The sequence below is a fragment of the Micromonospora sp. MH33 genome (assembly GCF_003013775.1).
Taxonomy (GTDB): Bacteria; Actinomycetota; Actinomycetes; order Mycobacteriales; family Micromonosporaceae; genus Micromonospora; species Micromonospora fulviviridis.
In genome coordinates this window covers 1-12,669 of record NZ_MUYZ01000204.1, presented here as the reverse complement: position 1 = coordinate 12,669, position 12,669 = coordinate 1, and the positions used below count along the sequence as shown (strand labels likewise).

The 12,669-nt window shown below is 71.3% G+C and carries 12 protein-coding genes; 5 read left to right on the top strand and 7 right to left on the bottom strand.

Translation table 11 applies throughout. The annotated features are described in order from the left end of the window. Positions 1 to 162: 162 nt before the first annotated feature. The 5 genes from B0E53_RS25265 to B0E53_RS25245 all read left to right on the top strand — a co-directional run bounded on the left by B0E53_RS25265 (position 163) and on the right by B0E53_RS25245 (position 7,843). Positions 163 to 2,292: a BTAD domain-containing putative transcriptional regulator gene (locus B0E53_RS25265; protein ID WP_107078327.1), complete on the top strand. Its 2,130-nt coding sequence runs from the start codon at positions 163 to 165 to the stop codon at positions 2,290 to 2,292. A 287-nt stretch (positions 2,293 to 2,579) separates the two neighbouring features. After that, entirely contained in the window at positions 2,580 to 5,624 is a 3,045-nt protein-coding gene (locus B0E53_RS39640) for a BTAD domain-containing putative transcriptional regulator (RefSeq protein WP_107078326.1), read from the top strand. Then, entirely contained in the window at positions 5,621 to 6,613 is a 993-nt protein-coding gene (locus tag B0E53_RS25255; protein ID WP_246835582.1) for a DUF2637 domain-containing protein, read from the top strand. The genes B0E53_RS39640 and B0E53_RS25255 overlap by 4 nt, the downstream gene beginning before the upstream one ends. Continuing rightward, a complete protein-coding gene (locus B0E53_RS25250; RefSeq protein ID WP_348639673.1) occupies positions 6,523 to 7,344 on the top strand; it encodes an IS110 family transposase in 822 nt (273 codons plus the stop codon). Before B0E53_RS25255 ends, B0E53_RS25250 begins: the two co-directional genes overlap by 91 nt. 163 nt (positions 7,345 to 7,507) lie before the next feature. Then, positions 7,508 to 7,843 carry a hypothetical protein gene (locus tag B0E53_RS25245; RefSeq protein WP_146167759.1) on the top strand — a complete coding sequence of 112 codons (336 nt, stop codon included), beginning with the start codon at positions 7,508 to 7,510 and terminating at the stop codon, positions 7,841 to 7,843. A 363-nt stretch (positions 7,844 to 8,206) separates the two neighbouring features. On the opposite strand, the gene B0E53_RS25240 is transcribed toward B0E53_RS25245, so the two are convergent. The 7 genes from B0E53_RS25240 to B0E53_RS25215 all read right to left on the bottom strand — a co-directional run. Further along, positions 8,207 to 9,202: a hypothetical protein gene (locus B0E53_RS25240; protein WP_107078323.1), complete on the bottom strand. Its 996-nt coding sequence runs from the start codon at positions 9,200 to 9,202 to the stop codon at positions 8,207 to 8,209. After that, positions 9,199 to 9,564, bottom strand: coding sequence for a helix-turn-helix transcriptional regulator (locus tag B0E53_RS25235; RefSeq protein WP_107078322.1), 366 nt, complete (start codon positions 9,562 to 9,564; stop codon positions 9,199 to 9,201). The genes B0E53_RS25240 and B0E53_RS25235 overlap by 4 nt, the downstream gene beginning before the upstream one ends. A gap of 225 nt (positions 9,565 to 9,789) precedes the next feature. Then, positions 9,790 to 10,056, bottom strand: coding sequence for a hypothetical protein (locus tag B0E53_RS37100; RefSeq protein ID WP_146167758.1), 267 nt, complete (start codon positions 10,054 to 10,056; stop codon positions 9,790 to 9,792). A gap of 221 nt (positions 10,057 to 10,277) precedes the next feature. Next, complete coding sequence (locus tag B0E53_RS25230; RefSeq protein WP_246835581.1) at positions 10,278 to 10,760, bottom strand: hypothetical protein; 483 nt, start codon at positions 10,758 to 10,760, stop codon at positions 10,278 to 10,280. Positions 10,761 to 11,243: 483 nt separating this feature from the next. After that, positions 11,244 to 11,780, bottom strand: a complete 537-nt coding sequence (locus tag B0E53_RS25225) for a hypothetical protein (RefSeq protein WP_107078321.1) — start codon at positions 11,778 to 11,780, stop codon at positions 11,244 to 11,246. An 81-nt stretch (positions 11,781 to 11,861) separates the two neighbouring features. Beyond that, positions 11,862 to 12,242, bottom strand: coding sequence for a hypothetical protein (locus B0E53_RS25220; RefSeq protein WP_107078320.1), 381 nt, complete (start codon positions 12,240 to 12,242; stop codon positions 11,862 to 11,864). A gap of 58 nt (positions 12,243 to 12,300) precedes the next feature. Beyond that, on the bottom strand, positions 12,301 to 12,669 hold a 369-nt coding region (locus tag B0E53_RS25215; RefSeq protein ID WP_146167757.1), incomplete at its 5' end, for a DUF4192 domain-containing protein.

Below are 12,669 nucleotides of genomic sequence, written 5' to 3'. Positions count from 1 at the left end.
CATCTACGCCATCGCCGTGGCGCTGTGGTGGGTCCGCCAGGTGTGGACCCGGATCGTGCGCCCCGACCGGCAGCCGGTCCACGCCCCATGAGCCCTTCCGACAACAGGGCGCAATCGGTCCCCGTCGGCCATGGCAGGGACGCCGGGCGGAGGTGATCGAGCGTGCGATGGCCGCGACAGGTGGCGTCACTGCTGTTCCTCACGCTGCTGCTGGCGGGTCCGCCTCTGCTACTGGTGAGGATCGTCGGCTGGCCGGTGCAGGGCTGGCCGACCCTGCGACAGATCCAGCTGTGGGTGGCGCAGCCCCTGACCGAGCAAACCCTGACCACCGCGCTGACCCTGTTCGCCTGGCTGGTCTGGCTGTTCCTGGCTTACACGGTCACTGTCAGGGCCCTGAGGCGGGTGCGGGCCGGCGCCCGCTGGTTGCGTCGGATGCCGCTGCCCACGCCCCTGCAGGCCACGGCCACCGGCATGGCCGGAGCTGCCGCCTTCGGTGCCGCCGCCAACACCACCACCGCGCCGCCAGCTCATCCCCTTGCCATGGCCGCCGGAACACTCGACGACCCCGACGGCATCAAGCCCGCCGCCACTAGCGACGACACCCGCGACGGCGTGGTGGTGGCGGGCGGCTGGCTGCCCCACGAGGTCGCCGAGCAGATCGCCGCAGCTGCGGCGATGGTATGGCTGCGCCGCCGCTGCACCTACCTGGCCCGCCCACACAGCTCACCCGGGCGGGACAAGCAGGACCTTGCCCCCTTGCCCGCTACCGTCGCCGCCGTCCAAGCCGCGCTCGCCGCCGACCAGACCCGCCCGCCGCCGCCCGCCGGCGCAGCCCCGGCCGGCACCGGCGACGCCCCGAAACCGCTGCCGGGGCTGGTGGCGGGCCTACCGCCGGGCGGGGCTGGTCTCGTCGGCGACGGTGCCCTCGCCGCAGGCAGGGGACTACTGGTCACCGCGCTGCTGGCGAGGCTACGACAGCCCTCGGGCGACGCGCCGGTCGTCATCACCCGCGCCGCCCTGACCATGCTCCTGGGCTCCGCCGCCGACCTGATCCGCCAGGATCTCCCGAGTCTGCAGGTGGCGGCCACCGTCGACGACGCCACGAGCTTCCTGACTTCTTCCCTGACCGATGAGCAGCCTCCGTCCGCCCCCGAGCAGCCGGAACGACACGACAGCAGGGCAGCGCTCGGCGCCGCGACACCGGCGGTTTTGATCCTCGATGTCCCGCCGCCTGCAGGCCGGGTGGAAGGCGCGCTGCCGACCGGCGCCGTCACCGTGGTCGTCCTGGACGCCTGGCCCGCCGCCGTCACCTGGCAGATCGACGCGACCGGCCACACCCACGACCCGCGCCGCGCGACGCAGGCGCGGCCGCGGTTGTGCGTGCTGGACCCCGTCGCCACCACCGATCTGCTCGCCGTGATCGGCCACGCCCACCCGGCGCCGCTCGACACGCACGCCCAGCACCCCACCGAAAACGGCGTCGCCCTACCTCGCCCGCGGGTGCCCCACCAAAGCACCGGCGACCAGAGGTCACCTCGCACCCGTGGCACCGCCACTGCAGCATCCCGGCGGCTGGAGCTGCGTGTCCTCGGCGAGCCGGCGATACTCCTCGACGGTGAGCCGCTGACCATCCGGCGCAGCGCCGCCCTGCAGATCCTCGTCTTCCTCACCGTGCACCGCGACGGGGCCGGCAGCCGGCAGCTGGTGGAAGCCATCTGGCCGGGCCTGCCCGCTCACACGCTCACCGGTCGGCTCTACACGACGCTCAGCGACCTGCGCGGCGCCCTGCGGTCCGCCAGCGGATCGCCCGTCATCGACCACACCGACGACCGCTACCGCCTCAACCCGGCGTACCTGGACACGGACCTGTGGCGGTTGCAGGCCGCCGCGCGGCACGCCGCCACGGAGGTCACCGACCGCCTCACCGCCTGGCAAGCCGTCATCGACGCCTACGGCGGTGACCTCGCCGCCGGGTACGCGTGGCCCTGGCTCGAATCACCGCGAGAAGCCACCCGCCGGCATGCCATCGACGCCTACGCGGCCCTGGCCGCCCTCCAACCCGACCCGCGCCGCGCCTTGGCCCTGCTGCAGGGCGGCATCCGCGTCGACCCCTACAACGAAGACCTGCACCTGCGCGCGATGAAGGCCCTCGCGACCCTCGGCGACCCGCACGCGATCAGCGAGCTACGCGACAGTTACACCCGCCGCCTCGCCGCAGCCGGACTCGAGCCGGGCGACCACTTCCGCAACACGGCCGCCCACCTCAGCAGTGCCTACCTCTCGGGGCGATAACGCCACCGCGGCTGCCACCGATCCACGGCCGAGACCGGGAAGACGTCGCCGGTAAGGCCGCCTCTCTCGGTGACCGGCAAGTCTCTGACCTGCTCGTGTGAGGTCCTGTAAGCCTGTGTGAGGTCCTGTCAGCCCTCGCGGCAGCCTCCACGACCTTGCGCGGCCATACGGTCGATCCGCCAGCACCCGCACCCGACCGTCCGACGGCCCGCCAGCTCTCCCGCGTCATCGCCGCCCGTCGGCGCCACGGCTTCGGTGAGACGGGCCCGAACAGGCAGGAGGCAGCGATGAGAAGCAGAGCGGCTTCTACTGCGACCACGACGGCGAGCCTGCTTCTGCTCGTAGCCGTCCCGGCAATGCTCGTCCACCTCGGCGCCTGGCCAACCCGGGGTGTGCCATCGGCCGACACGCTGCGGGAGTGGGTCCGTCAGCCCCTGACCGGCGGGTTTCTCGCCGGCCTCGCGCAGGCCGGCGCATGGCTGATCTGGGCGCTGCTCGCCGCCGCCGTCCTGACCCGTGTCTACACGCGGGTCACCCGCACGCTGCGGTGGCTGCCGACGCTGCACCTACCAGGACCGCTGCAGGGGCTGACCGCCGCGGTGCTGGGCGCCACCGCCGTCACCGCCAGCACCACCGGCGTCCCCGCCCAGGCCGCCCAGCCCGGCGCCGGCATCACCACCACCGAGCACGAGACGATGCGCTCCGCCCCAGCAGAGCCCGCCAACACCCGCCCCGTGGACACGGCACTCAGCCAGCCGGATCCCACCCCCGCCGCGCCACGCCACGACAGCTACACGGTGCGGCGGGGGGACACCCTGTCCGAGATCGCCGACCGGTGCCTCGGCGACCCGCATCGTTGGCCGGAGATCTTCGCGCTCAACCGCGGCACCCACTTCGGCGGCACCGGTGGGACCCTGCGCGACCCGAACCTGATCTACCCGGGCTGGACCCTCGACCTGCCCACCACCACGCCGCCCGCCCACCAACCCCGGCCGCCGACGCCACCGCCTGCCGTCAACCCGCCGCCGCAACCCGACGACGTCGAGACGGCAACGCCGTCCCCGGCTGCCACCACACCGACCGACACCACGCCACGCACCCCGCCGCCACCAGTGTCGGCACCCGCCAGTCCCGCCGAGAGCACCACCGCCACCGACACGGCCAGCACTGACCCAGACGGCTCCGCAACCTCCGGTCACCGACGGCAGGGGGTGACGCTGCCCAGCGGCAGCTGGGTGGACATCGGCCTCGCCCTGGCCATCACCGCCGCAGTGGCGCTGGTGTGGGCCCACCGCCGACGCCGCTACGTCCCCCGCCCGCCCACCGCCGAACCGCGAGCCACCGACCCCGACCTGACGCCCATGCCGCTCGTGGTGAACCAGATCCGCCGCGCACTGCGCCGCATCTCCGCCCATCACACTCGCGCGATCGGCCACGGAGGCCACGACGAGCTCGACAACGACCTGCACGACGAGACCAGCTCTGCCCCACCCGACGACGACCCGGAGGCGGCGACCTGGTACGCCGGCGACCCTGACGTCACGGGCGGCCGCTCCCAGAGCGGAACCGACCCGCTGCTCGCGGTACAGCCGCACGCGTTGCCAGAGGTGTGGCCGCCCGCCGGGCTGGGCCTGGCCGGGCCCGGAGCGCACGCCGCCGCCCGCGGATTCCTGACCGCAGCCCTCGCCGCCGGCGGCCTGGAGCACCCCGACGACCGCACCCAGGCGGTGCTGCCGTCGACGACCGCGACGACGCTGCTCGGCGCCGCCGCAGTCAACCTGCCCCGCACACCCCGGCTGACCGTCACCGCCGACCTCGACGACGCCCTGAACATCCTGGAAGCGCAGATGATGCACCGCGCCCGGCTCATCGACCGCCAGGAGGTCGACACCGTCGCCGGCCTGCGCGCCACCGACCCCTACGAAGAACCCCTCCCGCCGATCATGCTGCTCGCCGACCCCACCACCCGGCCCCACCGCGCCCGCATCGCCGCGCTACTCACCCAGGGCCAACGCCTCGACATCCACGGCGTGCTGCTGGGCGAATGGCCCGACGGCGCCACCATCAACGTCGCCGAGGACGGCATCACCACGACCACCGATGGCGAATGCGACAGCTTCCACCCGGCAGAGCTGGGCCGCCTCACCGTCATCAACGCCACCGAGGCCGCCGACCTCCTCGCCACCCTCGCCGAGTCCCACACCGGCCAGCTCCCCGCACCCGCCCCCACCGAAACAGCGCCCACCCCCGCGCACATCGCGCCAGCCCAACCGACTGACCCGCTGACCCCGCTCCAAGGCCGACAGCAGGCACAGACGCAAACACCGGCCGACACATCCGCGGATCCAGCTCACAGCGGGCTGCGGGCCGGCCCCCACATCCGTGACACGCCAGCGACTTCTGCCACCACGACCTCCACGCCGCTAGCGCCACTGGCGGCTCAAGACACCGGCGCCCCTGCCCCACCACAAAGCTCTGGACCCTCCGCCGCCGACCCCGACACGGCCACGGCCGACCCGAACCCCACCGACGAAAAAACGCCGGCAGACACCCACGGCCCGGTCCAGGTGACCGTGCTCGGCGCGCCCCGCATCACCAACGGCGACCCCCACAGAAAACTGCGTGCCAAATCCCTCGAACTGCTGGTCTATCTCGCGGTCCGCGACGGCAACGCGTCAACGGAGGCCATCCTGGACGACTTGCTGCCCGACGCCCCCGCCCGCAAGGCCGTGCACCGGCTGCACACCTACGTCTCCGACCTCCGCGGCGTCCTGCGCCACACCGGCGGCCCCGGCACCTACCTCACCCACCCACACCACCGCTACCAACTCCACCCCGAACGCTTCGACATCGACCTGTGGCGGATGCGCGCCGCGATCCGCGCCGCCGACACCGCCCCCTCCACACCTGAACGCATCACCGCCCTGCGTCGCGCCGTCGACACCTACCGCAACCCCCTCGCCGAGGGCAGCGAGTACGAATGGCTCGAGCCTTACCGCGAGCAGGTACGCCAGGAAGCCCTCGACGCCGCCATCGCCCTCATCGCCGAACTCACCGACCAGCCAGCCGAGCAACTCGAGGTCCTCGACGTGGCGATCAGCCAGCACCCCTACGCCGAAGGGCTGTACCAGGCCGCCATGCGGGCCCGAGCGCAGCTCGGCGACCTCGACACCGTGCACGCGCTGCGCCGCACCCTGACCCGCCGGCTCGTCGAGATCGACGCCGAACCCTGCGACGACACCCTCGCCCTGGCCGACCAACTCATCACCGATCTGCGCCGCGCCGGCCGAGCCTCCCGCACCCGGCGCCCACGAGACGGAGCGCCCCGATGAGCGCCTCGCCAGCCACAACGCCCAGCGACGACGGCATCGGCCGCGGTGCCCTGGCACTCGCTGACGCGAGCCTGCACCTGCGACGCCTCCGATGGTCGGTGCGCGCCACACTCACCCTCGGCGTGGCCGCATCGGTAGCAGCGAACGTCCTACACGCCCGACCGAACCCCATCAGCCAGATCATCGCCGCGTGGCCGCCGCTGGCCCTGCTGCTCACCGTCGAATTGATCTCCCGCGTCCCGCACCACCGCCGCTCCCTCGGCATGATCCGGATCGCCGCGACCGCCGTCATCGCGGCCATCGCGACCTGGGTGAGCTACTGGCACCTCGTCGGGGTCGCGGCACGCTACGGCGAGACGGAGGCCGGTGCGGCCTACCTGTTGCCCATCTCCGTCGACGGGCTCGTCATGGTCGCCAGCGTCAGCCTCGTCGAGATCACCGGCCGGATCCGGGCGGCCACACCCGGCCCGCAACCGACACCGTCCCCCTCGACCGCACTCGGACCGCCTACGCCGCCGACCAACATCCTGGCCTCTACCGTGCCCCACAGCCTTGAGGCCGGGAGGGATACCGGGCGGGCATCCGCTGACCGCGGCACCCTCACAGCGGGCACACCCGCGCCCAACCCGGCCGACGCTTCGCGTACGCGCCCGCGCACCCGCTCCCATAAGCGTGAGTCACAAGGCGAGGCGACGGACACCACGGCACCGTCACCGCGACGGCACGCCCACCACGACGAGGTGCCGCCGCTAGGCGAACGCGACGCAGCACCGTTACCGGACGCCGCCGGCGAGGCATCGGGCGACAACGCGCCCTCGGAAACCCCTGCCGCCGTCGCCTACTGGTACCGGCGCGAGCCCGACCTGCACCCTGCGGAGGTCGCCGCCAGGATCGGCCGATCCGAGCGCACCGTACGCCGACACTGGCCACCAACCGCGCCGACCTGGTCGAAGACTGGGTCCGCACCGTCAACCGGCTGCGCCGGCTGATGCTCGGAATCTCCCCGGTATTGGAACGCGCACTGACCTTCACCAACGTCGCGACGCTGATTCTGATCAGCGCTTATCAGACGCCCGAGCAGATCCGCGCCGCCGGACGCGAGCAGCTCATCGCTCATCTGCGCCGGCACCGGGCCGTGAACGCCGTCAAGGTCGCCGACCAGGCGTTGGCCGCCGCGGCTGAGCAGGATCTCACCCTGCCGGGACAGGACACCGCTGCTGCCCTCGCCGGTGAGCTGGCCACACACCTGCTGCACCTGCATCAGCGCGTGAAGAACACCGACAAGGCCATCGAGCAGGCATTCGCTGCCCACCCGCAGGCCGGCATCATTCGCAGCCTGCCCGGCATGGGGGCACTCGCGGCAGCAGAGTTCATCGTCGCGGTCGGGGACCTGTCGACCTTCGCCAGCCCTGATCACCTCGCCGCCTACGCCGGTCTGGCGCCGGTGGCCCGTGACTCCGGCAAGCGCGTCGCCAACCTGCGCCGGCCGCAGCGTTACAACCGGCGGCTGCGCCACGTGTTCTACATGTCCTCGCTGAGCACGCTGCGCATCAACGGCCCGAACCGGGACTACTACCAGCGCAAACGCGCCGAAGGGCGCAAGCACCAGCAGGCGCTGATAGCCCTCGCCCGCCGTCGCGTCGACGTGCTGTGGGCCCTGCTCCGCGACAACCGCTGCTTCCAGCTTCAACCACCGCCAGCGCCGTCAGCACCGGTATAGGGAACGTCTCTTACGCCGTCGCCCTCGTGCTCGCCTGACGATCCTGGCGACTGGAGCGCTACTTGCAGGGGAGGCATTCTTGGTCTGTGGCAGGACGTGGGGTGGCAAGTACTACGAGGTCTTCTCCGACTTGGCAGGCGTCGTCTTGGAGGACTCCTGGGTCTTGGACGTCGACGTCTCCGCGACCGTGGTGGTCTTCAAGCTCGAAGCGGTCCTCACGCCGGAGCATCCTGCCTACCGGTTAGCCCGCTCCGGTGAGATGCACTGCTATCGCAGAGCGACGTTGACCGTGCGGAGCGATTCGGCTATCCACGTCCGCCGGTCGATGGCACCACCCGCTACGGATGCCTCAGGAGAGCCCGACTACGGCCACATCGACGCCCTGCACCTGGCCGCGGACCACGGACCCGAGGTCTGGGAACTGACCGGCGACTGGGGTGAGGCTCTGGCACGCCAACCGCGCATCGACATGCGGCTCGAAGCACCTGCACACGGCTGATCACGAGCGGCGGGGCGCTGCCCCGCACCCCAACCCTCCCTCGGAGACCGCAACGGGTCCCCTCGGCCGGGCACCACAAGGGCTGCCCGGGACCTCGGCCAGGTCAAGGCCAAGCCGCTACGCGGTCGCCTCCGGCGAGCCTTGACCCGACCGGGAACCCCGGACAGGAACAAGCCTGCCCGACCGAGGAGACCCTGCCCGCCGCACGGCCCGCTTGACAGCCGCCATTGAGACTCGTCCGGTAGGGCGCTCCACCTTGTCCCCGTCCGGGGAGGCTGGACGGTCTGGCGACTGCCCGACGAGGAGATCCGCTAGTCCCCGCTCGGTGCACTGCGCGCCCCAGTAGCCGCGATTCGTGGAACGCTATTTGCCGCAGGTCGGGCAGCGGTCGTGAACGGAATTTGTCGGAGTGTCAGCCGTTGCGCTGGAACGTGCCCGGATCGCGAGTGCCGCAGCCAGGGTCATCCCGCCCAGGATGAGAAGCCCGGCGGCGGTCCCGGTGATGACGCGGAAGTCGGCATATCCGGCGCCCACGACGGGGGCGATGTTCTCGGTCAGGGGGTACAGAGCGAGTAGTCCGACCGGGGTGAGCAGGACAAGAAGGGCCCAAAGCCCTCGGGCATCACCGCGCAGAGACAGCACGGCCGCGGCGAGCATAGCGGTCAGCAAGAGAACCGCGCCGGCTTCCGGAAGGATTGCGGCCCCATAGCTGAACCGGTAGAACCACGCGCTTTTCCCGGACAGTACCCCGACTGCGATGAGGGCTGCCCCCGGTGCTATTGCCAAGGGTATGAGGCGATTGCGTCGCGCCGTGTGGGCGGGAATTGCCAGTGCCAACACGCCCAGCGCCGCCTGGGGAAGCAGAACGAGCAAGTACGGCCGAGGCAGGTTGAACAGGGCGGCGACGGGCACCACGATGGCGGTTAGCAGCAGTGCCAGTCCGATGGCGATGCGGGCCCACGCGGACGGGGCGAGGACATGAACGACGGCGGCCAGCAGCCAACAGGCCCAGACGACGATGCCGGTGGTAGCGAATGGCCCGAAGGCTGGCGAGCCCCACTTACCCGCAGTGGTGACCACCTCGGCGGCGGCCCAGAAGCCAGCGAGAGCGGTCGCGGTGATGTAGCTCAGGACAGCGGCGAGGTGTAGGCCGGGTATGAGGTCGGCAGCGCCAGCAGCGCGTAGGCGCTCACGGACACCCCCAGCCAGCACGTCCGCCACATCAAGGATTGACGGCCAACGGCGGTCGGGTCCGGCCAGGTCGAGATACGTGCCGACGATCTCGGCCCCTCGTGCCTGTCGGTAGTCGGCGGGGTAGGCGCGCAGCAGTTGCCGGTATCGGCGTTCCAAGTCCCTCAAGCCAGTCCTCCCAGGGCACGCGGGGTGCAGGGCCGGGCGGCGGGCGTCGAGCGGCCCAAGCGGAGGGACGCTGCCTCCACGTTGCGTCGCAGGCGCTCGGTCTCGGCCGCAAGGGTGGCATTGCCGGTGGCGGAGAGGCGGTAGTAGCGGCGGAGGCGGCCGTCAACGACCTCCTCTCGGTCGGCTTCGATGAGGCCCGCTTCGGTCAGCCGGTCGAGTGCGCCGTACAAGGTGCCAGGCCGCATGGATAGCCGGCCCTCGGACAGGGCAGCCACCTCCCTGATGATCCCGTAGCCGTGCAGTGGCGGGCCGGCGAGAGCGGTGAGGATCCAGAAGGTCGGTTCCTGCAGTGGTGTGCTCACTCCGGCAATGTATCGACCGCGAAGGTATGGCAGGGGCGAATCGCCGACAAGGGCCGGATCCAGCCGGTGCCGGTGGCGTGCCATCCACGTGCCAGTAGCCGGTACCCCCGGGCGGTCACGAGGGGGCGCGAACGGTCACGCACTTGCTGCTTTGACCTGGGGCACCAGGCCCTTGTCGGCCATGATCTTCGTCCTTCCAAACTGGCGCTCCGGGTCCAGCGCCAGCTACGCCGAGAACTGCCGATATGCCGCGAGAATTAGCAGAGCGATGCCGACCACCGTGGTTGCCCAGCCGGCGCGCAAAGTTGCCGTTGGATGGCGAGGCCACCAGCCGCCCGGAGCCCAGGCAGGAAGGAGCGGTTCCTTGCCGCGGGACCGACGCCGCCGGTACACATAGCCTTGCCCAACGGAGATGAGGCCAAGGACGATGACCAGCAGCGCGGCGAGCGCCAGTTCGAACGGCCTGGCTTCGGCTCCCGCTGCAACACGCATGGCTGCGACGGTAGGCAGAGGTGGCCTTGCCCGCCACCCTCTGGGGCCAGCAGTACAGCCATTCGTACAGCCAAAGCCTGCCGGCGAGCGCCGACGCTGCCCGACAAGGACGGACGGGCTGACCAGGAGCGCGATCACCTGACCAGCCATCCGCGATCTTCTTCTAATCCCCAGGCCGGTCGGGTCACCTGACCCATGACGGGAGACGCCAGCCCTGACGCTCAGGGCCTGGGCACCACCCGGACGACGCTTTCCCCGCCGCTCGCCGTGTTGTCGTCGCCGACCGAGGAGGTGACCAGGTTGTAGTAACCCGGCTTGGCGTCGGCAGCGATCACGATGGTGCTGATGGGCCGTTCGTCGGGCGTGCCGGATGGTCGAACCGGTGCGGCCGCGAAGGTGACCAGCCCCGGAACGTTTGGGGTGCCTTCTGTCGCGGCCTTGAGGTCACCTACGGTGGCGAACGGACCGGTCAGGCGTGCGGTCAACTCGACCTCCGGCGGGGTTCCTCCCGGCTCCTCCGGGGACTCGACAGTCCAGTGCACAGTCAAGGTCTGGCCAGGCTGGTACGGCCTGTCGACGTCCCGGGCCTCGCAGCAGCTGTAGGTCACCGACGCGGCCGTTACTGGGCCGGCGGGCTCGGCGCCGCAGGCTGCCAGGAACGGCATGACAAGGCAGGCAAGCAGGGGTACCCGCGGCACGTTCATGCGCAGGATCGTAGGCCCAGGTTGCCAGTCCCGTAGCCGGGCAATCGGCCACAGACGCTCAGGAGGGGCCGGGTACGCCTGGCCGGCGCAGCGCAGGTTGGTGCAGCCGCCCGAATCATCGAGCGGAGGCTGGTGCGCTGCGGCGACGTCGGCGGCGAGTCGCCACAGCAGGACGTCGGTGACGTCTCGAGCTACGCATTGCGGCCTGCGACGTCGTCAGGTCTCCTCTCTCGCGGCGTGTCGATTGGGTGGCCGCCACTCCGGCCAGCGGTGGGATGCCGCTGTCGGGTCGCCGGGGTGTCGGCCCACAGTAGTGACGCTCGACTTTCGATACGGATCAAGTCGTTGCTGACTGCACTCGGGCGGGACGGAGGCGACTGGCCTGCGGCCGGTTCGCGCCGATGCCGCCGCCCGTGTACCTGCCGGCATGGCCAGGCGCTCCTGCGCCAGGTGTGGGTGTTCGGGCGGTGGTGGGCGTAGCCCTTATTGGCCTGGGTTCGGGCGGTCGGCTGCCGCGGGATCGAAGTCACCGGGATCGGCGTCGTCGCGCACGCGGTCATCCCATTCGATGCGTGCCTCTAGCTCGGCGCTGGTGAGGGCTGTTTCGACGGCGGCCTCGGCGGTGTCGAAGGCCTCGTCGCGGGTGGCAGCGGTGACGTCCATGAGGATGGGCAGTGCGAGGCGGACCTGCCACCGGCGTGGCAGCAGCGGCATGTCCAGGGCCTCCAGGACCCGGTTGGCGGCGTCGATGTCGATGTCGTGCTCGCTGACGGCTTCGCGCAGGGCGTGCCAGAGGTGGCTTCGGAACTGGGCCACCAGGTCGACAGGTTGGTCCGCTGACGGCTGCGACTGCGGCTGCGCCACGGGGTGGTGCTCGCGCAGGTGGGCCTGGATCTGGGTGGTGGTGTGGGTGAGCCATCCCAGCGGGGCGGGCTGGTCGGGGTGGAAGGCGTCCCACGCGCTTCGCAGGACGGATTCGAGGGTCGGGGGCTGGGCGGTGGGCGCCTGTGGTTCGCTCATCGGGGTTTCCTTGGTCGCGCTAAGCCGGGGCGAGCCCCGCCGCACGAGGTCGGGCGGCGGGGCGCGACGGGGGCCTGCTGGTCAGGGCGTCGGTTCGGTGACGTCGTCCGGCGAGTTGGTGGAGTTGGGGTCGCAGACAGCCACAAGTGGAATGTCGGTGTGGATGAGGCCCTCGCAGGTGCCCCGGAGGGCGGCCGTTGCCTGGTCGTGGTGGGCGAGGGCCTTGGTCAGGGCGTCGGCGACCTGGTCGAGGTGCGCGCGGAGGGACAGCAGGATGTCGCCGCTGGCGCTGGAGTGGATGTCGCAGAGCAGGTGCGCGGCGTCGGTCAGGGCGGTGATCTGCGCCTGGGCGGCGGCGACGCGGCCGGCCTCGGCCAGCACCTGGCATACCTGTTCGGGATGCCAGGTGCAGGCTGCGGCAACCTGATCCGGGTGCAGCCCGTACCCGTTGCGGCGCAGCATGTGGTGTACGACGTCGAGGTAGAGGTCAGGTATCGGTGTCTTCAGGAGTTGAGGTCGGTCAGGGGGTGCCGGGCTGGGGCCAGCCGTTGAGCACGGACGGGGGGAGTCCGGCGCGTAGCGCCTGGTCGATGAGATGCGCGAGGCTGTAGTCGGGGTCGGCGGCGAGGGCGCGGTCGACGGCGACTGAGGCGAGTGCGCCGTTGCCGCAGCGCCAGGCGGCGAAGGCGAGCAGGCTGGCCGGTCCGGCCGCGAGGGTTGGGTGGGCGCGTCGGGTGATGTCGCTCCACATGGCGACCTGCCAGGGCAGGGTGTCGGTGGCCTGCCAGGCGAGGTCGCGGATGGCGGGGATGGGAAGTAGGACGGTGAGCCAGGCCAGCTCGTCGTCGGTGAGGGTTTGTTCGTTGGCGTAGCGGGCGAGCGTGTCCTG